Origin of the sequence: Mesorhizobium tamadayense (assembly GCF_003863365.1) — a bacterium.
Lineage (GTDB): Bacteria > Pseudomonadota > Alphaproteobacteria > Rhizobiales > Rhizobiaceae > Mesorhizobium > Mesorhizobium tamadayense.
Genome location: NZ_RQXT01000001.1, coordinates 276,205 through 299,582 on the forward strand (window position 1 = coordinate 276,205; position 23,378 = coordinate 299,582).

Consider the following 23,378-nt stretch of genomic DNA (forward strand, 5'->3'; position numbering starts at 1 on the left):
GGAAGGCAAGGAGAACATAAAATGTCTGGAAAACTGATGGCGGCCGTTTCCGCGGCCGTGCTGTTATGGGCCATTCCGGCGCTCGCCGACGGCGAACTGCACATCTACAACTGGGGCGACTACACCAACCCCAAGCTGATCGAGAAGTTCGAGAAGCAATACAACGTCAAGGTGACGCTGGACGACTACGATTCCAACGAAACCATGCTATCCAAGGTGCGCGCCGGAAATTCCGGCTACGACATCGTCGTGCCGTCCGACTACACCGTGAAGATCATGATCGAAGAGGGCTTGCTCGAAAAGACCGAGCCCAACGCGATGCCGAACGGCAAGAACATCGACCCGCGCTTCGTCGACATCTACTGGGACTCCGGGCGCCATTACACCGCGCCGTGGCAATTCGGCACCACGGCGTTCTCCGTCAATACGGACAAGTTCAAGGGCGACATCAACACGCTGGCCATCCTGTTCAATCCGCCGGATGAGCTGAAGGGCCAGATCAACGTGCTCGACGACGTCAACACCGTCATGCACGCGGCCGAGCGCTATGCCGGTGTGCCGCGCTGCGGCGCCGACAAGGCCAATCTGAAAAAGATCAACGACCTGCTGATGGCCGCCAAGCCGTCATGGAAGACCTTCAGCTACGACACCATCACCAAGATCACCTCCGGCGACGTCATCGTCTCGGAGCAGTGGAACGGCGCCAGCTACCGTTCGCGCCAGAAGATCCCGGCGATCAAATATGCCTATCCGAAGGAAGGCATCGAAGGCTGGATGGACAATGTCGCGGTGCTGAAGGGCGCCAAGAACCTCGAGAACGCAAAGCTCTTCCAGGACTTCGTCATGGCGCCTGAGAATGCGGCGCTGATCTCCGAGTTTGCCGGCTACGACAACGGCATCGCCGGCAGCCACAAATTCCTGCCGGCGGAGTTCGCCAACTCGCCGGAGATCAACCCGCCGGCCGGTTCGCCGACACCGGAATTCGTGCCGCCATGCCCGCCCGACGTGGTGGAGATCTACAACAAGATCTGGACCAACCTGCGCAAATAGCTCCGCCATAAAGCATGAAGGAGGGGAGGCTCCGGCCTCCCTTTCTTGTGTGCAGGGAGGATTTGATGACGTCTTACCGCAACTCCGATCGGCGCCCACCGATCATGCAGGGTTCGCCGCCGAAGCTGATCCCTCCGAAGCTCGATTGGGACAGGGGTCCCTGGAACCGCTGGGCCTTCCAAAACATCCGCGAGGTCCTGCCGACGGTCGAGGTCTGGCGCGGCCATGGCCATCGCCGCCGCCTTGAGCGTGCCGAAGTCGATCTCGACGATCTGCCGGTGGTGGACAGCACGGGTGCTGCGACAACGCTCGCTGGGTTGCTCGACGAGACCTACACGGACGGTTTCTTGGTGCTGAAGGACGGCACGATCGCCTATGAGCGTTACTTCAACGGCATGAACGAGCGCACGCTGCATCTGTCGCAGTCGATGGCGAAGTCGGTCACCGGATCGGTGTTCGGCATCCTGATCGGACGCGGCCTGATCGACCCGGCCAGGCTGGTGACCGATTATCTTCCGGAACTCGGCGAGACCGCCTGGACCGGCGCCAGCGCGCAGCAAGTGCTCGACATGACGACGGGCGTGCGTTTCTCCGAGGAATACACCGATCGCTATTCCGAGATCGGCCAGGTCGACGTCGCCAGCGGCTGGAAACCCGTGCCTCCGGGCAGCGATCCCGACTTCCAGTGGCCTGCGCATATGTTCGAGCTGATCTTGCGGCTGAAGGACAAGGTGCGCGAGCATGGCGAGGCCTTCGAATACCGATCGATCGAAACCGACGTGCTTGCCTTCATCATGGAGCGGGTGAGCGGCAAGCGCCTGGCGCAGCTTGTCTCGGAAGAACTCTGGCAAAAGCTCGGCGCCGACGAGAACGCCTGCTTCACCGTCGACAGCGCCGGCTATGCGCTGGCCGAGGGCGGCTTCAACGCGACGCTGCGCGACTATGGCCGCTTCGGCCAACTGATCCTCGACAATGGCGGCGGCGTCATCCCGACCGATTGGATCGAGGCAACGCGCACCGGCAAGCACGGGCCGGACTTCAATCCCAGCCTGCCGGAAGGCAGCTACCGCAACCAGTTCTGGATCGAGGATCCGCGCTCGCGTGCGCTGATGTGCCGGGGCGTGTTCGGTCAGCTGATCCATATCGACTGGGACACAAGAATGGTCGTGGTGAAGCTCTCGACCTATCCCGATTTCACCAACATTGCCTATTCGGTGGCGACGCTGAAGGCCGTGCACACCATCGCTGCGGCGCTCGCCTGAAAATCAAAGACCCGGGAGACGATCTTGGCCGGCAAGACTGCGTTCGAGACCAAATACGGCTTTGCCCGCAAGGACGTGCGGCTCGACAACTGGCGGCTGAGACCGTTCAGCCAATGGTCGTTCCAGAATGTCGGCGAATTGGTGCCGTCGGTGCATGTTGCCGCCGCACCCGGAGGCGAGGAGCAAGCCAAACCGCTTGGAAGCTTGCTCGGCGAGAAGGTGAGCTTGGCCGAGGGCGCCGAAACCGTCGAGGCCTTCCTCAAGCGTTCCGACACCGACGGGCTGACGATCCTGAAGGGTGGCAGAGTGGTCGGCGACTGGTCGGCGCCGCATATGGCGTTCGGCCAGCGCCATATCATCTTCTCGATCAGCAAGTCGGTGACGGCCGTTCTCGCCGGTATCCTGGAAGGCGAGGGGGCATTCGACGCGGAAGCGCCGGTGACAGAGTACATCCCCGAGGCCAAAGGCTCGGCCTATGGCGATGCGAGCGTGCGCAATGTGCTCGACATGACCGTCAGCCTCGATTTCGAAGAAGCCTATCTCGATCCGGAAAGCGCCTTCGCCCGCTACCGCCGCGCGACGCTGTGGAATCCCGGCGGCGGATCGGAAACCCTTGCGGCTTTCCTGCTGACGCTGCCGCGTCTCGCCGAGCCGCACGGCCGGACCTACCGTTATCGCTCGCCCAATTCGGACATGCTCGGCATGCTGGTGGAGCGGGCATCGGGCAAACGCGTCAGCGACCTGCTCAGCGAGAAGCTGTGGCTGCCGCTGGGTGCTGCGAGCGGGATGTCGGTGACGGTCGACATGGAAGGCACGGCACGCACGGCCGGCGGCATGTCGATGACGCCGCGCGACCTTGCCCGCATAGGCGAAATGATGCGGCAGGGCGGCATGGCCAACGGCCGCCGCATCGTGCCGGAAGCCTGGGTGCGCGACACGGTCGCCGCCGGCGGCAGCTTTGAAGCCTGGCAGCGCGGCACGATGGCGTTCCTTTTCCCGAAAGGCCGCTACCGCAACAAATGGTACCAGATGGGCACGACAAGCGGCGCCGTCTGCGGCATCGGCATCCATGGCCAATGGCTCTACGTCAATCCGAAGGCCGAAGTCGTGATCGCCAAGATGTCGTCGCAACCGGAGCCGGTGGCCGACCGGCTCGACATCGATATCGTCGCTTTCCTCGAGGCGCTGAGCGGGATGGTCTGAACCGAGCCGCACTTCCTCGCCGTTTTCCTGTGGAACCTAACGAGCCAGCGAGAACAGCGCGGTTGGCGGGCGGAGCATCCCGGCCTATGGTCGCCGCTCTTTTCGACAGGGACCGCCATGGCATCGGACATCAAGCGCATCGCAGCAATCATCGCGGCCGAGATCGGCGCGCGGCCGGAGCAGGCCGCGGCGGCCATCGGGCTGCTGGACGAAGGCGCCACGGTGCCGTTCGTGGCCCGCTACCGCAAGGAGGTCACGGGCGGGCTCGACGACACGCAACTGCGCGACCTTGCCGAGCGGCTTGCCTATCTGCGCGAGTTGGACGCCCGCCGCGAGACGATCCTCGGCTCGATCCGCGAGCAAGGCAAGCTGACCGAGGAGCTCGAGGGCAAGATCGCGGCGGCCGCCACCAAGGCCGAGCTTGAGGACATCTATCTGCCCTACAAGCCGAAGCGCCGGACCAAGGCCGAGATCGCCAGGGAGCGCGGGCTCGGGCCGCTGGCCGAGGCGATCCTCGCCGACCGTTCGGCGGTGCCGGCCGAGCTGGCGCTCGCCTATGTCAGGGAAGAGGTAGTCGACGCCAAGGCGGCGCTCGAAGGCGCGCGCGACATCCTGTCGGAGCAGTTCGCCGAGAATGCCGATCTGGTCGGCAAACTGCGCGCCTATATGAAGGAGCGCGCCTTCCTGCGCGCCAGTGTGGTCGACGGCAAGCAGGAGGCCGGCGCGAAATTCTCCGACTATTTCGACCATGTCGAGCGCTGGGCGGGCGTGCCCAGCCACCGCGCCTTGGCCATGCTGCGCGGCCGCAACGAGGAGGTGGTGTCGCTCGACATCGAGGTCGATGCCGACGATCAATCGCCGATGAAGCCGGTCGAGCGCATGATCGCCAATGCCTATGCGATCGGCGGCAGCTTGCCGGGCGACCGCTGGCTGATGGAAGTCGCCGGCTGGACTTGGCGCATCAAGCTATCCTTGCATCTGACGCTCGACCTGATGCGCGACCTGCGCGAGCGGGCCGAGGAGGAGGCGATCCATGTCTTCGCCCGCAATCTGAAAGACCTGCTGCTTGCGGCTCCCGCCGGCTCGCGGCCGACCATGGGTCTCGATCCTGGCATCCGCACCGGCGTCAAGGTGGCGGTGGTCGACGGCACAGGCAAGCTGGTGGCGACGACGACAGTCTACCCGTTCCCGCCGAAGAACGATGTGCGCGGCACGCAGGCCGAGCTTGCCAAGCTCATCCGCTTGCACAAGGTCGAGCTGATCTCGATCGGCAACGGCACCGGCAGCCGTGAGACGGAGAAGCTGGTGGCCGACATGCTGTCCGACCTGCCTGCCGATTTTTTTGCCAATTCCGCGCCGAAGCCGCTCAAGGTGATCGTCAGCGAGGCGGGCGCTTCGGTCTATTCGGCTTCGGCGACCGCGGCTGCTGAATTCCCCAACCTTGACGTGTCGCTGCGCGGCGCGGTGTCGATCGCCAGGCGCCTGCAGGATCCGCTGGCCGAGCTGGTCAAGATCGAGCCGAAGTCGATCGGTGTCGGCCAGTACCAGCACGATGTCGACCAGTACCGACTTGGCCGCTCGCTGGAGGCGGTGGTGGAGGACGCGGTCAATGCCGTTGGCGTCGATCTCAACACGGCGTCGGCGCCGCTCTTGGCACGGGTTTCGGGGCTGGGGCCGTCGCTCGCCGAAGCGATCGTCGCGCATCGCGACGCTGGCGGTCCCTTCGCGACGCGGCGCGACCTGTTGAGCGTGGCTCGTCTTGGACCACGCGCGTTCGAGCAGTGCGCCGGCTTCCTGCGCATCCCCAACGGCACCGAGCCGCTCGACGCCTCCGCGGTTCACCCGGAAGCCTATGGTGTGGCGAAAAGAATAGTCGCCGCCTGCGGGCGCGACGTGCGCTCGCTGATGGGAGACAGCGCCGCGCTCAAGGCGCTCGATCCGCGCGTCTTCGCCGACGAGCGTTTCGGCCTGCCGACGGTGCGCGACATCATCGCCGAGCTGGAAAAGCCGGGCCGCGACCCGCGCCCCGGCTTCAAGACGGCGAGCTTCGCCGAGGGCGTCGACGATATAAAGGATCTGAAGCCCGGCATGCTGCTCGAAGGTACCGTCACCAATGTCGCGGCCTTCGGCGCCTTCGTCGACATCGGCGTGCACCAGGACGGACTGGTGCATGTCTCGCAACTGGCCGATCGCTTCATCAAGGACGCGCATGAGGTGGTGAAGGCCGGCGATGTGGTGAAGGTGCGGGTGGTCGATGTCGACATCAAGCGCAAGCGCATTGGTCTGTCGATGCGCAAGGATGGCGATGGCGGAGCCTCGCGTCGCGGCCAGCGTGAGCAAGGCGGCAAGCCTGCGCCGCGTTCGCCGGCGCCGCAACGGCAGCCGGAAAGTCCTTCCCAGCAGGGCGCGTTCGGTGCGGCGCTGGCGGAGGCGATGAAGCGGAAATAGCTACCACGCCAGAACAGCCGGCTCCTCATCAATTTGGCCCAGCAGCCAATCGCGAAAACTGGCGACCGGCGGATGGCCGCGCTTGTCGTGCGGCACAACGAGGTAATAGGCGCTGCGGCTTTGCATCGGCAGGCCGGGCGCCGGCACCAACTGGCCGCGTTGCAACTCGCCGGCAATCAGAATTTGCGGCAAGAGCGCCACGCCGAGCCCGGCCATGCAGGCCTGCGCCACCGTGCTGAACTGCTCGAACTGCATGCCGGGGCCGGTCGGCGTGGTCAGCCCCTGATGCTCGAACCATTCGCCCCAGGCGCCGGGGCGCGTCGCCATGTGCAGCAGCGGCAGGCGACTGATATCGGCCGGTGTCGCGATCTTCCGCTCCGCCAGGAATTCCGGCGCGGCGACGGGCGCGACCGTCTCGCGCATCAGCAGCGTGCAATCCGCGTCCGGCCAGTCCGGCATGCCGTGATGGATCGCGGCGTCGAGCCGCTCGCGGGCGAAGTCGAAACGGCCGATGCGGGTGGCGAAATTGATGGTGACGTCGGGATGGCGGGCGACGAAATCCGGGATCAGCGGCATGAGCCAGCGCGCGCCGAAGGTCGGCAGGATGGCAAGGTTCAGAACGCCACTATGCCGATTGCTCATCAATCCGAGGGCGGCGTCGCGCAATTGGCCAAGCGCCGAGCGCACCGCTTCGGCATAGATTTCGCCGGCCGTTGAAAGCCGCACATTGCGGCTGTCGCGCTCGAACAGCCGGCGGCCGAATTGTTCCTCCAAAAGGCTGATCTGCCGACTGACGGCGCCTTGCGTCAGATCGAGCTCACGCGCGGCGGCGGTGAAGGAGCCGAGGCGCGCCACCGCCTCGAAGGCGGCAAGGGCGCTGATATTCGGCAACAGGCGACGCTGGACGTTCATGATCCATTACTATCCCTCATTGATCCGTGACGCAATTTTGTTTGATTTTTTCCATGTGGAGGCCGATAAGCCGGGCACCTCAAAATATTGCCGGGAGAGCAGGCCATGGCCGCCGAGAAGAATGCTTTCGTGTGGAACGATCCTTTCCTGATCGAGGACCAGCTTTCCGAGGACGAGCGCATGGTGCGCGACGGCGCGGCCGCGTTCGCAGCCGACAAGCTGGCACCGCGCATCGAGGAAGCCTATGTCGAGGAAAAGACCGATCCCTCGATCTTCCGCGAGATGGGCGAGGCGGGCCTGCTCGGCATCACCATTCCGGAAGAGTATGGCGGGCTCGGCGCCAGTTACGTCACTTACGGGCTGGTGGCGCGCGAGGTCGAGCGCATCGATTCCGGCTACCGCTCGATGATGAGCGTGCAGTCGTCGCTGGTCATGTATCCGATCCATGCCTATGGCTCGGAAGAGCAGCGCAAGAAATACCTGCCGAAGCTCGCCTCCGGCGAATGGATCGGTTGCTTTGGGCTGACCGAGCCGGATGCCGGCTCCGATCCGGGCGGCATGAAGACGCGCGCCGAGAAGACCGCCAACGGCTACCGGCTCTCCGGATCGAAGATGTGGATCTCCAACGCGCCGATCGCCGATGTCTTCGTCGTGTGGGCGAAGCTGAAGGGCGATAACGGCAAGGACGAAATCCGCGGCTTCGTGCTGGAAAAGGGCATGAAGGGGCTTTCGGCGCCGAAGATCGGCGGCAAGCTCTCGCTGCGGGCCTCGATCACTGGCGAGGTGGTGATGGATGGCGTCGAGGTCGGCGAGGAGGCGCTGCTGCCCAATGTCTCGGGCCTGAAGGGACCGTTCGGCTGCCTCAACCGGGCACGCTACGGCATTTCCTGGGGCGCGATGGGCGCGGCCGAGGATTGCTGGCACCGGGCGCGGCAATACGGCCTCGACCGCAAGCAATTCGGCAAGCCGCTCGCCGGCATGCAGCTCTTCCAGAAGAAGCTCGCCGACATGCAGACCGAGATCGCGCTCGGCCTGCAGGGCTCGTTGCGCGTCGGCCGGCTGATGGACGAAGGCAAGATGGCGCCGGAGATGATCTCGATCGTCAAGCGCAACAATTGCGGCAAGGCGCTCGACATCGCCCGCCAGGCCCGCGACATGCATGGCGGCAACGGCATCCAGATCGGCTACCACGTGATGCGCCACGCGCAGAACCTGGAGACGGTCAACACCTATGAGGGCACGCATGACGTGCATGCGCTGATCCTCGGGAGGGCGCAGACGGGCATCCAGGCGTTTTTCTAAGCGACCCCTTAGCCGGCAACGCTGCTTAAATTAGGTGCAGCGCAACATCTCTGCTTGGAGAATGACCTTCATTTGTGTCAGGGTTCGGCGATTGAAACGCCGTTCTCCGGGGCACCATGGCAATACTGGCAGCCGTCCACCACCTGACCCATTACAAATACGACCGGCCGGTGGTGCTTGGTCCCCAGGTGATCAGGCTGCAGCCGGCGCCGCATTCGCGCACCAAGGTGCTCAGCCACTCGCTGAAGGTCGAGCCGAAGAACCACTTCGTCAACCTGCAGCAGGACCCTTACGGCAACTTCCTCGCTCGCTTCGTCTTCCCGGAGCCCGTGAACGAGTTCAAGATCGAGGTCGATCTCGTCGCCGACATGACGGTCTACAATCCGTTCGATTTCTTCGTCGAACCCTCGGCCGAAACCTTTCCGTTCGACTATCCGGAGGAAGTCAGGGACGATCTCGCCATCTACCGGACGCCGGAACCGGCAGGGCCGCTGCTGTCGGCATTCCTGAACACCATCGATCGCAGCCCAAGAAACACTGTCGATTTCCTCGTCGACCTCAATGCACGGCTGCAGCGCGAGATCGCCTATATCGTGCGCATGGAAACCGGCGTCTATTCGCCGGAGGAGACGCTCGCCGCGGCCAAGGGCTCGTGCCGGGATACAAGCTGGCTGCTGGTGCAGATACTGCGCAACCTCGGCATCGCGGCGCGCTTCGTTTCCGGTTATCTGATCCAACTCAAGCCCGATCTGGTTTCGCTCGACGGGCCGCCTGGAACCGCGGTCGATTTTACCGACCTGCATGCCTGGTGCGAAGTCTATATTCCGGGCGCCGGCTGGATCGGCTTCGACCCGACCTCCGGTCTGCTTACCGGCGAGAGCCATGTGCCGCTGGCGGCGACGCCGCATTTCCGCAATGCCGCGCCGATCTCCGGCATGGCGAGCTTCGCCAATGTCGATTTCGGCTTCGACATGCGTGTCGACCGCATCGCCGAGCACCCGCGCATCACCAAGCCGTTCTCGGACGAGAGCTGGGAAGCACTCGATGCTCTGGGCAACAAGGTCGATGCGGTTTTGCACGAACAGGACGTGCGGCTCACCATAGGCGGCGAGCCGACCTTCGTGTCGATCGACGATTTCGAGTCCGCCGAATGGAACACCGCCGCCGTCGGGCCGACCAAACGCGATAAGGCGGATGAGTTGATCCGCCGGCTGCGCGAGCGCTTCGCGCCGGGCGGCTTCCTGCATTACGGGCAGGGCAAGTGGTATCCGGGCGAGAGCCTGCCGCGCTGGACCTTCTCGCTCTACTGGCGCACCGACGGAGAGCCGGTCTGGCGCGACCCGTCGCTGATCGCGCGCGAAAAGAGCGAAGCAGATATCGGCCCGCAGCAGGCCGAAAGCCTGCTCAAAGCGATGGCCGGCGAGCTCGGCATCGAGAAATCGATGGTCAGCGAGGCCTATGAGGATCCGGCCGAATGGCTGCTCAAGGAGGGCAAGCTGCCGGACAATGTCGATCCGTCCAATTCGAAGCTGGAGGATCCGGAAGAGCGCAGCCGCATGGCGCGTGTGTTCGAGCGTGGCCTGACCAAGCCGTCCGGCTATGTGCTGCCGGTGCAGCGCTGGAACAGCCAGGCCACGGGACAACACTGGCGCTCGGAGAAATGGAAGACCAGGCGCGGCAGGCTGTTCCTGGTGCCCGGCGATTCGCCGGTCGGCTACCGCCTGCCGCTCGGCACGCTGCCTTACGTGCCGCCGGCGCAATTCCCTTATATCGTGCCGGTCGATCCGTCGCTGCCGCGCGGTCCGTTGCCGTCGCGGCAAGCCATCTTGCCGGCATCCGCCCCAGCGGAGCTTGAAGGCGCCGACGAAATGGCGCGCCGCCAGCAGGCGGTGTCCTTCACGGCTGCGACCGGCCAGCAGGATCGCGTCGAGCAGGTGATCACCGAGATCGGCGGCGCGGTGCGCACCGCGCTTTCGGTCGAGCCGCGCGACGGACGGCTCTGCGTGTTCATGCCGCCGGTGGAGGCGCTGGAGGACTATCTCGAACTCGTCGCCGCCGCCGAGAATGCGGCGCGCGCGATCGGATTGCCGGTGCACATCGAGGGCTACGGCCCGCCGCAGGATCAGCGCCTCAACGTCATCCGCGTCGCGCCCGATCCCGGCGTCATCGAGGTCAACATCCACCCGGCCGCCAACTGGCGGGAATGCGTCGCCACGACGACCGCGATCTACGAGGAAGCCAGGCAGTCGCGGCTCGGCACCGACAAGTTCATGATCGACGGCCGCCATACCGGCACCGGCGGCGGCAATCATGTCGTGGTCGGCGGCGCGACGCCCAATGACAGCCCGTTCCTGCGCAGGCCGGATCTGTTGAAGAGCCTGGTGCTGCAGTGGCAACGGCACCCGTCGCTGTCCTATCTGTTCTCGGGTCTGTTCATCGGCCCGACCAGCCAGGCGCCGCGCATCGACGAGGCGCGCCACGATTTGCTCTATGAGCTCGAGGTCGCACTGGCGCAGGTGCCGCATCCGGACAAGGGCAATGCGCCCTTGCCGTGGCTGGTCGACCGGCTGTTCCGCAATCTTTTGACCGACGTCACCGGCAACACGCATCGCTCCGAGATATGCATCGATAAATTGTTCTCGCCGGACGGCCCGACAGGCCGGCTCGGCCTGGTCGAGTTCCGCGGCTTCGAGATGCCGCCCAACGCGCGCATGAGCCTGGCGCAGCAGCTTCTCGTCCGCGCCATCATCGCTCGTGCATGGAAGAACCCGCTCGACGGCCGCTTCGTGCGCTGGGGCACATCGCTGCACGACCGCTTCATGCTGCCGCATCATGTATGGGCGGATTTCCTCGACGTACTGGAAGACTTGAAATTCAACGGCTTCGAGTTCCGGCCCGAATGGTTCGCCGCGCAGCTCGAATTCCGCTTTCCCTTCTGCGGCGAGGTGCAGCATGGCGGCGTCAAGCTTGAGTTGAGGCAGGCGCTGGAGCCTTGGCATGTCATGGGCGAACAAGGCGCGATCGGCGGCACCGTGCGCTTCGTCGATTCCTCGGTCGAACGGCTGCAGGTGAAAACCGAAGGCCTCAATCCGGAGCGCCACGCCGTCGTCTGCAACGGCCGCATCGTGCCGATGAAGGTGACCGACAATCGCGAGGTCGCCGTGGCGGGTGTGCGCTTCAAGGCCTGGCAGCCGGCGTCCGGCCTGCATCCGGCTTTGCCTGTCAACACGCCGCTGGTGTTCGATATCTACGACCGCTGGTCGGGCCGCTCGGTCGGCGGCTGTGTCTACCATGTCGCGCATCCGGGCGGGCGCAGCTACGACACCTTCCCTGTCAACGGCAACGAAGCCGAGGCGCGCCGGCTCGCCCGCTTCGAGCCGCGCGGCCACACCCCGGGCGGCTATGTGCTCCACGCCGAAGAAGCCTCTGAAGAATTCCCGATGACCCTTGACCTAAGGCGGCCGGCAAGACTCTGATCAGCGATGGCAAAGGGGAATCAGAAACGGGCGGGCGGCAGGCCGCGGGCGCATAGCCTGCTGGAGCATTACCGGCCGATCGGCGGCGTCGTCGACGAGATGGTCGACGCATTAGGCAGCCCGCGCCCGGCATGGCGTTCCTTCATCGGAGCGCTGGACGAATTGGGAGCGGAGACGCTCGGACAGCGCTTTGCCCGCGCCGACCAGTACCTGCGCGACGCCGGCGTCTACTACCGCGTCTACGACAAGGCCGGTGCCAACGAGCGCGAATGGCCGCTGGCGCATGTTCCGCTGCTGATCGACGAAAAGGAATGGGTCGAGATCAGTGCCGGGCTGGTCCAGCGCGCCGACCTGTTCGAGGCGATGCTGGTCGACATCTACGGGCCGAACCGGCTGGTCGAAAAGGGCATCCTGCCGGCTGGGTTGATCGCGGCCAGCCCGGAATATCTGCGCCCTGTCGTCGGCACCCGGCCGGCCAATGGCCATTTCCTGCACATGGTCGCCTTCGAGCTCGGCCGCGGCCCGGACGGGCGCTGGTGGGTGCTCGGCGACCGCACGCAGGCGCCGTCGGGCGCAGGCTTCGCGCTGGAAAACCGCGTCGCCACCACGCGCGCGCTGTCCGACATCTATGGCGAGATGCATGTGCATCGCCTCGCCGGCTTCTTCCGCCGCTTCCGCGATGCGCTGAACGGCATGGCGAAGGACTCGGGCGGCCGCGTCGCCATCCTGACGCCCGGACCGCTCAACGAGACCTATTACGAGCACGCCTATATCGCGCGCTATCTCGGCATCATGCTGCTGGAGGGCGAGGACCTGACCGTTTCCGGCGGCCGGCTGATGGTCCGCACCGTTTCGGGGCTGATGCCGATCGGCGTTTTGTGGCGGCGGCTCGATGCAGCCTTTGCCGATCCGCTCGAGCTCAAGCCCGATTCGCAGATCGGCACGCCGGGACTGGTCGAGGCGGTCCGCCGGGGGGCGGTTTCGGCCGTCAATGCGCTCGGCTCGGGCCTGATGGAAACGCGGGCGCTGCTTTCCTTCCTGCCGAGGATCGCGCGCGAATTGCGGGGCGAAGACCTTTCCCTGCCGAACATCGCCACCTGGTGGTGCGGGCAGGAGGCCGAGCGCAATCATGTGCTTGCCAATATCGATCGCATGATGGTCGGCCCGGCGCTGTCGACGCGGCTTGCTTTCGAGGACGACGATGCAACGCGGCTCGGCTCGGCGCTGCCGGCCGGCGAAAGGGCGGATCTCATCGCGCGGATCGAAGCCGACGGCGTCGCATTTGTGGGCCAGGAAGCGGTGACGCTCTCGACGACGCCCGTCTACATAGGAGGCCGTCTGGAGCCGCGGCCCGCCAGCCTGCGCGTGTACCTGGCGCGGACGCCGGAGGGCTGGACGGTGATGCCCGGCGGCTTTGCGCGCGTCGGCTTCTCGCTCGACCCGACCGCGATCGCCATGCAGCGCGGCGGCCAGGCGGCCGATGTCTGGGTGGTCAGCGACAGGCCGGTCGAGCGCGAGACGTTGCTGCCGCAGGAGCATGACAGCTTCACCCGCACCATGCCGGGCAGCCTGCCCAGCCGCGCGGCGGAGAACCTGACATGGCTCGGCCGCTATATCGAGCGCTCGGAAGACACGGTACGCGTGCTGCGCGCCTATCACGTTAGGCTGGCGGAGACGTCCGACCCAGAGATGCCGTTGCTCGCCGGCATTGAGGATTATCTCGAGCCGTTCGGCATCGAGGTCGAGTCGGCGATTCCGCTGGGGCTGATCGGCATGCTGGACAGCGCCGTCTACAGCGCCGGCCAGATCCGCGACCGCTTCTCGCCGGACGGCTGGCTGGCGCTCAAAGACCTGTCGAAGACCATCCATAGATTCGCCTCGACCGTAGCTCCCGGCGATGACGCGACGCGGGCAATGACGGTCATGCTGCGCAAGCTCGCCGGCTTCTCAGGCCTGCTGCACGAGAACATGTACCGCTTCACCGGCTGGCGTTTCCTGGAGATCGGCCGCCGGTTGGAGCGCGGCATCCAGATAGCCCGCACGCTGGCGCGGCTGACCGGAAACGGCGCGCCGGACGGCGCGCTCGACATGATGCTGGAGATCGGCGATAGCGTGATGACCCACCGCCGGCAATATCCGGTGCAGGCCGGCCGGCGCACGGTGATCGACCTGCTCGCGCTCGACCCGCTCAACCCGCGCTCGATCCTGTTCCAGCTCGAGCGGCTCAAGGCCGAGATCGGCATGCTGCCATCCGTCGGCGGCGAGGGACACATGTCGCCCGCGGCGAAGGAAATCCTGCAGCTCAACACGGCGATTGCCGTGATGGAGCCGCAGGATATGACCGCGAAGGTGCTCGACGATATCGCCAACCAGATCGGCGATCTCTACAGCAGCCTCGCCAAGGCCTATTTCGGTTAGATGCTTTACGACATCAGGCTCCATCTGCACTACGACTACGCCGCTGCCGCCGGCGGCGGCAGGCACCAGGTGCGCGTGCTGCCGCAAACGATTCCCGGCGTGCAGCGGGTAATCGCGGCCTCGCTGTCGTTCCAGCCGATGCCGACCGAGCGGGCGGATTTTTCCGACTTCTTCGGCAACAACGTCACCTCGATCGCCTTTCGCGACGCGCATGAGGAACTCGACATCAGGATGAGCGCACGGGTCTCGGTCTCGCGGCCGGAACCTGGCCTCGACGTCTCGCCCGACATCCACGGCTTGAAGGCGGAGCTCGACGCGGTGCGCTCGCTGTCCCCCGTCGCGCCGCATCATTTCCTCGCCGCCAGCGACCACGCCGGCATCGATACAGCGATCACGTCCTATGCGCGGGAAAGCCTCGCCGGTTCGGCGGTCGCCACAGCGGTCGATCTGTGCAACCGCATCCACCGCGATTTCACCTATGACGGCAAGGCGACCACCGTGCAGACGCGGGCCGGCGATGCCTTCGCGCTGAAGCGCGGCGTCTGCCAGGATTTTTCGCACATCATGATCGCCGGGCTGCGCGCGCTCGGCATCCCCGCCGGTTATGTCAGCGGCTTCCTGCGCACCATCCCGCCGAAAGGAAAACCCAGGCTTGAGGGCGCCGACGCCATGCATGCCTGGGTCAAGGCCTGGTGCGGCCGCGACGCCGGGTGGCAGGAATTCGATCCGACCAACGGCATGCGGGCGAGCAACGACCATATCACCGTCGGACACGGCCGCGACTATTCCGACGTGGCGCCGATCGTCGGCGTCTTGAAAACCACCGGCGGCCAGGTCGGCGAGCAGGCGGTCGACGTCATTCCGGTGGCTGCCTGAAAGCATGCCACCGGTCGCGCGGGCTGCTTCTCAAATCGCGATTCGGCCGCTATCTTGCCACCGGGCGTGGGCCGGCCGGGCACTGGCGTGGGGTTCAACTGTTGACAGCGGTCAGTGTCATCATTCCAGCACACAATGCGTCGGCAACTGTCTCCGACACGTTGGCAACCTTGCGTTCGGAGGCCGAGATCATCGGCGAAGTGATATTGGTCGACGATTCCTCAACGGACAATACGGCGGCCGTGGCCGCGGATGCAGCCTCGCGGCTGGCTTTGCCGCTGCGCGTCGTCCAGTCGCATTGCCGGGACGCAGGCGGCCCCCGCAATCTTGCGCTGACCGATGCACGCTTTCCCTGGATTTACATGATCGATGCCGACGACCTGCATCTCGATGGCGGGTTGCGGGTGCTGTCCAAGACCCGGACGATGCCAGGCGCGGATATGGTAGTCGGCGCCTACCGTCGGCGGAACGACGGCCGGGACCGGCAGTTCAAAATGCCGGCCGGCTATACGAATGCCGGGCTCGCCAATGCCTCCGCCTATCTGGAAGGCAGGATCCGGTCGATTGCCGTCGGCAGCGCGCTGGTGTCGCGGCGCGCGGTCGGCGACACGTGCTTCCCGACCGGGCTTGCCTACGACGAGGACACATTGTTCTGGGCACGGGTGATGAGCAAGGCTTCGATGGCGGTCGTGACGCAACCTATCATGATCTACTTCGTATCGTCGGAGCGTTCCGATGACCGCTTTGCGATAAAGCCTGCGCGGCGCTTCCTCGAATGGCGCCTGGCGCTGCGCGAGCTCGCCGACTGCGGCATTGCGAAATCGTCGTTGAAGGCGCGGGAAGGGCTTGTGGCTCTCAAGATCGCACGCGTCCATTATGCCCGCGGCGATCTCGAAACGGCAACAAAATTCCTGACCGTCGCCGAAGCCGCCCCCAAGGTTTCCACCGACATCTGGCGCTGCATGCGCTACCGGCTGAAGATCGCGGCGCGGCGCCGATTGTGGGGCCAGCAGATCCAGTTGCAAAACGCCTGATGGGCGACGGGCCGGAACTCGCAGTCGTGGTGATTGGTTTCCGGGCGCCCACCGGGTTGGTGGCGGCGGTGAGGTCGGTGCTCGATCAGGGCAAGCCGCTCGAGGTCGTGGTCGTGAACTCCGGCGGCGGGAATGCCGAGACCCTTCTGGCCAATGCCGGACTCGATGTGAAAGTCCTCGATGTGAAGGTAATCAATGTCGAGCGGCGGCTGTATGTCGGAGCCGCGCGAAATCTCGGCATCGCGGCAACGCAGGCTCCGTTCGTCGCCTTTCTCGCCGACGATTGTCTCGCCTGCCCGGGATGGGCCGAAGCCAGGCTGCGGCACCACCGCAGCGGCGCTCCTGCAGTGGCGAGCGCGATTTTGAACAGCCATCCGCGCAATCTGGTTGCCTGCGCAGCGCATCTCGCCATGCACATGCGGCGCCTGCCCGGTCTTCCCGCTCATAAGGCACTTCGTTACGGCGTTTCCTTCGACCGAAAGCTGTTCGACCGGTATGGGCTGTTCGGCGAGCAGATGACGTCTGGAGAAGACACCGAATTCATGGCGCGATTGCCAAAGGCGATGGAGCCATTATGGGAGCCAGCGGTGCTCACCGTCCATCGCAACGAGACGCGGCTGGCCAAGGTGATAGCCGATCAGTATCGGCGCGGACGCCGATATGGCGCCTACCTCAAATCCGCTGGAGGAAAAAAGCCGTCGCGCGTTTTCCGAGCGGTATTTCGGGACCGGCGAAATGTCGGCAAGTTCGCAAAAGAAGGCCTGCCCGAAAAGGATAGAGATTTCGCAATGCTTTCGCTGCCGATCGTTTGGCTGGCATTGTTCGCCAAATCATTGGGCGCGGCCGTCGGCGCCAAGTATGGCGACACGCAAGGCCGGCGCCAGTGATCGCGGTCGAGATGAAGCCGCTGCGTTGGCGGCGCGGTCGATGGTTCTGGTCGCGGCAACGGATCGTCGCCGTCTTCAGCTATCGCTACGATGCGCATCTGGTGTCCGACCTCATCGCCAACCTCGATCCTGTCGTGGACGGCTGGATCGCCTTCGACGACAGAGCTGCAGCCGAGGTTTTCAGCAGCGAACCGCAGAGGCGGCACGCTCTGCTCTGTGCAGCCTATGAAGCAGGCGCCGATTGGATCCTGGCAATGGATCCCGATGAGAGGCTGGAAACCGCGGCCGCCGACCGAATCGGCCAACTGACCAGCGGATCGCGGCGCAATGCCTGGGGATTTCGCTTAAGGGAGATGTATACGCCGGCAAGCTATCGCGTCGACGGCGTCTGGGGCCAGAAGATGCAGCACAGGCTTTTCCCCGCCTGCCGCCCGGACCTGCACAGATCGCAAGGGCTTCATGGCGCTTGGTTCCCGGAAGACCTTCGCTTCAAGCTCCGGGACAGCGGCCTCAATCTCTATCATTTGAAGATGATCGAACCAAAACGGCGCGCGGCACGTCGCGACCTCTACAATCATCTCGATCCGGACCGCCGTTTGCAGCAGATCGGCTACGACTATCTGGCGGATGAGTCGGAAGCGGTTCTTGAGGTGATACCGGCCGGGCGAGACTACTTTCCCGCCCACACCGACGATGGTGGGCTCAGGATGGCGGACGTGTCCGCCGACCGGCAGGGCTGAAGGGCGCTCTCCGGGACAGCGGAACCAGCCGCCTGTCGGGCGGCTTATCTACGGACAAGTTCCGTGGAGCCATCATGCTGCAACGAGCACAATCGTCCTCCGACCGTCTGGCGGGCGGTGAGGAAACGCAAGAGAACGGCGTGCAGAGTTCCGCCGAGCGCGCTTCGCTCAGCTATGTCAGCGACGCCGATCCGGGCATCCGGCGCCTGAGAAAAGGCAAGGGATTCTCCTACGTCGGCCCGAACGGGAGCGCGGTCAGCGCAGCGACGCTTGACCGCATCAAGGCGATCGTCATCCCGCCGGCTTGGACGGATGTGTGGATTTCGCCCGAGCCCAACGGCCATATCCAGGCGACCGGCCGGGATCAGCGCGGGCGCAAGCAGTACCGCTATCACTCGCAATGGACCGAGGAGCGGGACGGCGCCAAATATTCCAGTCTTGTTGCTTTTGCCGAGGCGTTGCCTGATCTCCGGAGCCAGATCGATTCCGACTTGCGCCGGCACGGCCTGCCGATCGAACGTGTGGTCGCCTCGGTCGTCTGGCTGCTCGACAACACCATGATTCGTGTCGGCAATGCCGCCTATGCCCGGGAAAACAAGAGTTTCGGGCTGACCACGTTGCGCGACCGCCATGTAGAAATCACCGGTTCCAGCCTGCGCTTCGCCTTCAAGGGCAAATCCGGCAAGGAGTGGAAGCTGAGGCTGGTCGATCGCCGCATAGCCAAAATCGTGCGCGGCGCCCAGGACCTGCCGGGCCAGAAATTGTTCCAATATCTCGATGAAGACGGCGATCGCCGGCCGGTGCGCTCTGAGGACATCAACCGCTATATCCGCGACGCGTCTGGCCCGGAGTTCAGCTCCAAGCATTTCCGCACCTGGGGCGGCACCATCCATGCGGCATCCTTGCTTGCGCAGGCGGAGCTTCCCGAAAGCATGACCCGGCAAAAGCGGGTGATGAACAGTATCGTCGACAAGGTCGCTGAACGGCTCGGCAACACGCGAGCCGTCTGCCGCCAGTGCTATATCCACCCGCTCGTCTTCGAGGCGTGGGCCGAGGGGAAGCTGCTTAGCGAAATGGCGGAAGCCAACAAGCGGAAGCGCCTTATGCCGGGCCTCGATGAGGAGGAGACACTGGTGCTCAGATGGCTTAAGGCGCGCGGAGCCTGACGAACGGCAGGCGCACAAGGGTAAGCCCGTGATCGCCCTAATTTTTTATCGACCTTGTGTCGGGAAGGGTCCTACTGTCTCGTCCTTTGATACGGAAAGGACGAGACCATGCTCTACGCCATCCTCTGCTACGCCTCCGAAGACGTCGTCTGCTCCTGGAGCAAGGAACAGGACGACGAGGTCATGGCAAAGCTCCTCGACGTCCAGGACAAATACGCCAAGGCAGGCCGGCTTGGACCCGTGGCGCGTCTCCTGCCGACGACCGCCGCGACGACGCTCCGCAAGGTCAAGGGCGAATCGATGGTGCTCGACGGCCCGTTCGCCGAGACCAAGGAGCAGTTCCTCGGCTTCTACACGCTCGAATGCCAGGACTTGGATGAAGCCGTCGAGTTCGCCCGCGAACTCTCCGAGGTCAATCCGAGCGGCGGCTCCTACGAGATCAGGCCGATCTCCATCTTCAATCCGACCAAGGTTCCCGCATGACCGACCTGACCTGGATCAGCAACGCGATCTCCACCGCCCGTCCGCAGGCGATGGGCGCGCTGTTGCGCTATTTCCGCGACCTCGACGCCGCGGAAGAAGCTTTCCAGGACGCATGCCTGAGGGCATTGAAGAACTGGCCGAAGAACGGCCCGCCGCGCGATCCGGCGGCATGGCTGATCTTCGTCGGCCGCAACAGCGGCATCGACGCCGTGCGCAAGCGCGCCAAGCAGGCGCCGATGCCGGAAGAGGAGCATATCTCCGATCTCGACGATGCCGAGAGCGACATAGCCGAGCGGCTGGACGGCGCGCACTATCGCGACGACATCTTGCGGCTCTTGTTCATCTGCTGCCATCCGGACCTGCCGGCGACGCAGCAGATCGCGGTGGCGCTGCGCATCGTCTCCGGCCTGACCGTCAAGCAGATCGCGCGTGCCTTCCTGGTCGGCGAGAGCGCCATGGAGCAGCGCATCACCCGCGCCAAGGCGCGCATCGCCGACGCCGGCGTGCCGTTCGAGACGCCGGGTCCGGTCGAGCGCTCGGAGCGGCTCGCGGCGGTCGCGGCCATGATCTATCTCATCTTCAACGAGGGCTATTCGACCAATGGCGGCGAGGCGCCGGCCCGCGCCCCGCTCTGCGAGGAAGCAATCCGGCTCGCCCGGCTGCTGCTGAGGCTGTTTCAGCAGGAACCGGAGATCATGGGGCTGACCGCGCTGCTGCTTCTCCAGCATGCGCGCGCGCCGGCGCGCTTCGACGAGAATGGCGAGATCGTGCTGCTCGAGGACCAGGACCGGTCGCTCTGGAGCCGCAAGATGATCGACGAGGGCCTGGCCTTGGTCGACAAGGCGCTGCGCCATCGCAAGCCCGGCCCTTACCAGGTACAGGCGGCGATCGCCGCGCTGCATGCGCGGGCGGCGACGCCCGAGGATACCGACTGGACCGAGATCGACCTGCTCTACGGCCTGCTTGAGCAGATGCAGCCGTCTCCGGTGGTGACGCTGAACCGCGCGGTCGCCGTCAGCAAGGTGCGCGGCCCGGAAGCGGCGCTCGCCATGATCGAGCCGCTGGAAGACCGGCTGGCGGGCTATTTCCACTTCTTCGGCCTGAAGGGCGGCCTGTTGATGCAACTCGGCCGAAACGAGGAAGCGCATGTGGCCTTCGACCGCGCGATCGCGCTTGCCAACACCGCCGCCGAGGCGGCCCATATCCGCATGCATATCGACCGGCTGATCAAGGAAAGCACCGAGAAGTCGTCGATAAAGAAGGCACGCTGATCCCGCTTCGGCGGACTGGCCCAATTTTGCGGACCGGGCTTGGACCATGCCGGGGTGGCGGTTTTTCCCTGAAGCGAGTAATGCCACGCCATGAAAAAGCGCCTGGACGTGCCGGAGGGCACGGCCAGCTATAGTGCAGGGCTTCGGCCCGCGCCATATCAACGGCGGGATCTGAAAGGGACAAAAAAATGACGATAGCGAAGGAAACGGCCTCACTTCTGGAGAAACTCGGCGTGGCCAAGGATGCGCTTTCCGGCGGCGACCTCATCGTGCGCAGCCCGGTGACGGGCGAACAGATCGCGGCGCTGAAGTCGATCTCGGCGGCCGATGCCGGCGACGCCATCGATGCCGCGTACAAGGCGTTCCAGGCATGGCGGCTGGTGCCGGGACCGAAGCGCGGCGAGCTGGTGCGCCTGCTTGGCGAGGAATTGCGCGCGCATAAGGCGGAGCTCGGCCGTCTGGTGTCGATCGAGGTCGGCAAGATCCCGTCCGAGGGCCTCGGCGAAGTGCAGGAGATGATCGACATCTGCGATTTCGCCGTCGGTCTTTCCCGCCAGCTCTACGGCCTGACCATCGCCACCGAACGTCCCGGACACCGCATGATGGAGACCTGGCACCCGCTCGGCGTCGTCGGTGTGATCTCGGCTTTCAACTTTCCGGTTGCGGTGTGGTCGTGGAACGCGGCGCTCGCCTTTGTCTGCGGCGACGCCGTGGTGTGGAAACCTTCGGAAAAGACGCCGCTGACCGCGCTTGCCTGCGAGGCCATCTTCAAGCGCGCCGCCATGCGTTTTGGCGCCGATGCGCCGGAAGGCCTGCTCCAGGTGCTGATCGGCGACCGCGCCGTCGGCGAGGTGCTGGTCGACCATCCAAAGGTGCCGCTGGTTTCGGCCACGGGCTCGACCCGCATGGGCCGCGACGTCGGCCCGCGGCTCGCCAAGCGCTTCGCCCGCGCGGTGCTGGAGCTCGGCGGCAACAATGCCGGCATCGTCTGCCCGAGCGCCGATCTCAACATGGCGCTGCGGGCGATCGCCTTCGGTGCCATGGGCACGGCCGGGCAGCGCTGCACGACGCTGCGACGCCTGTTCGTGCATGAAAGCGTCTACGACGCGCTGCTGCCGCGGCTGAAGAAAGCCTATCAGAGCGTTTCGGTCGGCAATCCGCTGGAGACCAGCGCCCTGGTCGGTCCGCTGATCGACAAGGCCGCCTTCGACAATATGCAGAAGGCGTTGAAGGAAGCAGAGGCGCATGGCGGCAAGGTCACCGGCGGCACGCGGGTCGAGAACGGCCATCCGGATGCCTACTACGTGCATCCGGCCCTGGTCGAGATGCCTGCCCAAGTTTCCCCGGTGACGGAAGAGACCTTCGCGCCCATCCTCTACGTGATGAAATATGCCGATTTCGATGAAGCGCTCGAGCTGCACAATGCGGTCGGCGCCGGCCTGTCGTCGTCGATCTTCACGCGTGACCTGCAAGAATCTGAGCGCTTCCTCGGCGTCGATGGTTCGGACTGCGGCATCGCCAACGTCAATATCGGCACCTCCGGCGCCGAGATCGGCGGCGCGTTCGGCGGCGAGAAGGAGACCGGCGGCGGCCGCGAGAGCGGCTCGGACGCCTGGAAGGCCTATATGCGCCGGGCGACCAACACGGTGAACTTCTCCAAAGCGCTGCCGCTGGCGCAGGGTGTGTCTTTCGACATCGATTGAGGATGACGCGGGCTGTAACGGGTCCGGTTAGAGCAATTCCAGGAAAAGTGTGAAACGGTTTTCCGTCCGGAATTGCGTCAAAACAAAGAGATAGAGCGGTTCGGCGCTTCCATGAAACGGTGAACCGCTCTAGGCCCGGGATGCTGTCGGTGTGGCGCTCAGCTTTCGCTGGCCGTGGAAAAACACGTCGCGAAGGCTGCGTCGACGATAGCGAGCTTGGCTGCCTGAACGGCCATGTATTCCTCGAAGAACTGCCGCGAGACCCACATGACGGAATGGCCGCGCTGGCCGACCCAGCCGATGCTGCCAAGCACCTCGGCGTCGTGGAGCTTGCGCGCCAGATGCGTGCGCGAGAGCTTCAGCCAATGCGCGAATTCGCCGATTGAAATGACGCTGGTCGGAATCTTCTCGAGGTTGGCGTCTTCCGGATCGATGCCCGACATCAGCCAGTCCATGACGATGCCGCCGTTGTTCAGCCAGATAAACAACGAGAAGGTTTGCTGGGGTTCGCGCACCGGAACGGACGCGAGCAGCCCGTCGCAGATCAACGGCTGCAGCTTTGCCAGCATATCGGGCCGCTCGAGGAAAGTTGCCAGCCGGCTTCCGCCGTCGATGCGATCGAGCGTTCTCAAATGGGCATGGATCCAGCCGGTGAAGGTCTCGATGGTGGCCGCGGTCACCCGCAAGGGGTGAGCACGGCCATCGCCGCTCGTCGAAAGATACTCGGCGACGTTGTAGTGCAGCATTTCCTTGACAAACGCCTCGGCGGTGTTGCGGCTGGCGACTGAATTGCGGCGCACGACCTCGATGAAACGCGCCACCGTCATTTCGGTGCGGCGGTCATTGGGGTCGTGCCTGAAATGCAAAGCGAGCCCGACGTGACCGAGCAGCCAGCGCTGCTGGGTGGCAAAGACTGCGGCAAGGCGCGGACTGGTTTCGTAGATATGGATCAGCGCGCGCGACTGCTCCTGGACACCGCGGAGAGTTGCCGGATGACTGGCGATCTCTTCGGCACTCAGCGGCATTTCCTGCGGCACTCCCATCCAAACCAAGCAACGGCAAATGAAGATTTATAGCCTTCGCCGGTTGTGTCCAGTTGCTCTTTCGAACAACGGACGATTGCTCAGCGCATTCCTTGCTAACCCCT

Annotated in this window: 17 protein-coding genes; 15 read left to right on the forward strand and 2 right to left on the reverse strand. The window is 64.8% G+C overall.

Annotation, left to right across the window (positions count from 1 at the left end; all coding sequences use genetic code 11):
* The first annotated feature begins 21 nt into the window (after positions 1 to 21).
* From EH240_RS01440 to EH240_RS01455, 4 genes are all read left to right on the forward strand, one after another.
* The gene (locus EH240_RS01440; protein ID WP_167483888.1) at positions 22 to 1,050 is read left to right on the forward strand and encodes an extracellular solute-binding protein; all 1,029 of its coding nucleotides are present in this window, start codon (positions 22 to 24) and stop codon (positions 1,048 to 1,050) included.
* 65 nt (positions 1,051 to 1,115) lie between these two features.
* Positions 1,116 to 2,312 carry a serine hydrolase domain-containing protein gene (locus tag EH240_RS01445; protein ID WP_124995628.1) on the forward strand — a complete coding sequence of 399 codons (1,197 nt, stop codon included), beginning with the start codon at positions 1,116 to 1,118 and terminating at the stop codon, positions 2,310 to 2,312.
* 24 nt (positions 2,313 to 2,336) lie between these two features.
* Positions 2,337 to 3,515: a serine hydrolase domain-containing protein gene (locus EH240_RS01450; protein WP_124995629.1), complete on the forward strand. Its 1,179-nt coding sequence runs from the start codon at positions 2,337 to 2,339 to the stop codon at positions 3,513 to 3,515.
* Positions 3,516 to 3,632: 117 nt separating this feature from the next.
* Positions 3,633 to 5,963 carry a Tex family protein gene (locus EH240_RS01455; RefSeq protein ID WP_124995630.1) on the forward strand — a complete coding sequence of 777 codons (2,331 nt, stop codon included), beginning with the start codon at positions 3,633 to 3,635 and terminating at the stop codon, positions 5,961 to 5,963.
* Here the strand turns inward: EH240_RS01455 and EH240_RS01460 are convergent, their stop codons facing one another.
* Positions 5,964 to 6,875 (reverse strand): LysR family transcriptional regulator, encoded by a 912-nt coding sequence (locus EH240_RS01460; RefSeq protein WP_124995631.1) that lies wholly within the window; start codon positions 6,873 to 6,875, stop codon positions 5,964 to 5,966. It lies immediately after the preceding gene.
* 105 nt (positions 6,876 to 6,980) lie between these two features.
* Here EH240_RS01460 and EH240_RS01465 point away from each other — a divergent pair, with 105 nt between their 5' ends.
* The 11 genes from EH240_RS01465 (at position 6,981) to amaB (ending at position 22,231) form a co-directional block, all read left to right on the forward strand.
* Positions 6,981 to 8,177: an acyl-CoA dehydrogenase gene (locus EH240_RS01465; RefSeq protein ID WP_124995632.1), complete on the forward strand. Its 1,197-nt coding sequence runs from the start codon at positions 6,981 to 6,983 to the stop codon at positions 8,175 to 8,177.
* Between the two features lie 116 nt (positions 8,178 to 8,293).
* Positions 8,294 to 11,653 (forward strand): transglutaminase family protein, encoded by a 3,360-nt coding sequence (locus tag EH240_RS01470; protein ID WP_124995633.1) that lies wholly within the window; start codon positions 8,294 to 8,296, stop codon positions 11,651 to 11,653.
* 6 nt (positions 11,654 to 11,659) lie between these two features.
* The gene (locus EH240_RS01475) at positions 11,660 to 14,071 is read left to right on the forward strand and encodes a circularly permuted type 2 ATP-grasp protein (RefSeq protein ID WP_124995634.1); all 2,412 of its coding nucleotides are present in this window, start codon (positions 11,660 to 11,662) and stop codon (positions 14,069 to 14,071) included.
* On the forward strand, positions 14,072 to 14,947 hold the full coding sequence (locus EH240_RS01480) for a transglutaminase family protein (RefSeq protein WP_124995635.1): 876 nt from the start codon (positions 14,072 to 14,074) through the stop codon (positions 14,945 to 14,947).
* A gap of 101 nt (positions 14,948 to 15,048) precedes the next feature.
* Positions 15,049 to 15,981 (forward strand): glycosyltransferase family 2 protein, encoded by a 933-nt coding sequence (locus EH240_RS01485; RefSeq protein ID WP_124995636.1) that lies wholly within the window; start codon positions 15,049 to 15,051, stop codon positions 15,979 to 15,981.
* Positions 15,981 to 16,868 (forward strand): glycosyltransferase family 2 protein, encoded by an 888-nt coding sequence (locus tag EH240_RS01490; RefSeq protein WP_124995637.1) that lies wholly within the window; start codon positions 15,981 to 15,983, stop codon positions 16,866 to 16,868. Before EH240_RS01485 ends, EH240_RS01490 begins: the two co-directional genes overlap by 1 nt.
* Positions 16,865 to 17,608, forward strand: coding sequence for a glycosyltransferase family protein (locus tag EH240_RS01495; RefSeq protein ID WP_124995638.1), 744 nt, complete (start codon positions 16,865 to 16,867; stop codon positions 17,606 to 17,608). The genes EH240_RS01490 and EH240_RS01495 overlap by 4 nt, the downstream gene beginning before the upstream one ends.
* Before the next feature lie 74 nt (positions 17,609 to 17,682).
* Entirely contained in the window at positions 17,683 to 18,774 is a 1,092-nt protein-coding gene (locus EH240_RS01500) for a DNA topoisomerase IB (RefSeq protein WP_124995639.1), read from the forward strand.
* Positions 18,775 to 18,882: 108 nt separating this feature from the next.
* Positions 18,883 to 19,257, forward strand: coding sequence for a YciI family protein (locus EH240_RS01505; protein WP_124995640.1), 375 nt, complete (start codon positions 18,883 to 18,885; stop codon positions 19,255 to 19,257).
* Positions 19,254 to 20,528 carry an RNA polymerase sigma factor gene (locus EH240_RS01510; RefSeq protein ID WP_124995641.1) on the forward strand — a complete coding sequence of 425 codons (1,275 nt, stop codon included), beginning with the start codon at positions 19,254 to 19,256 and terminating at the stop codon, positions 20,526 to 20,528. The genes EH240_RS01505 and EH240_RS01510 overlap by 4 nt, the downstream gene beginning before the upstream one ends.
* A gap of 188 nt (positions 20,529 to 20,716) precedes the next feature.
* Positions 20,717 to 22,231, forward strand: coding sequence for an L-piperidine-6-carboxylate dehydrogenase (amaB, locus tag EH240_RS01515; protein ID WP_124995642.1), 1,515 nt, complete (start codon positions 20,717 to 20,719; stop codon positions 22,229 to 22,231).
* A gap of 158 nt (positions 22,232 to 22,389) precedes the next feature.
* Here the strand turns inward: amaB and EH240_RS01520 are convergent, their stop codons facing one another.
* Positions 22,390 to 23,256: a hypothetical protein gene (locus EH240_RS01520; RefSeq protein ID WP_124995643.1), complete on the reverse strand. Its 867-nt coding sequence runs from the start codon at positions 23,254 to 23,256 to the stop codon at positions 22,390 to 22,392.
* Between the last annotated feature and the right edge of the window lie 122 nt (positions 23,257 to 23,378).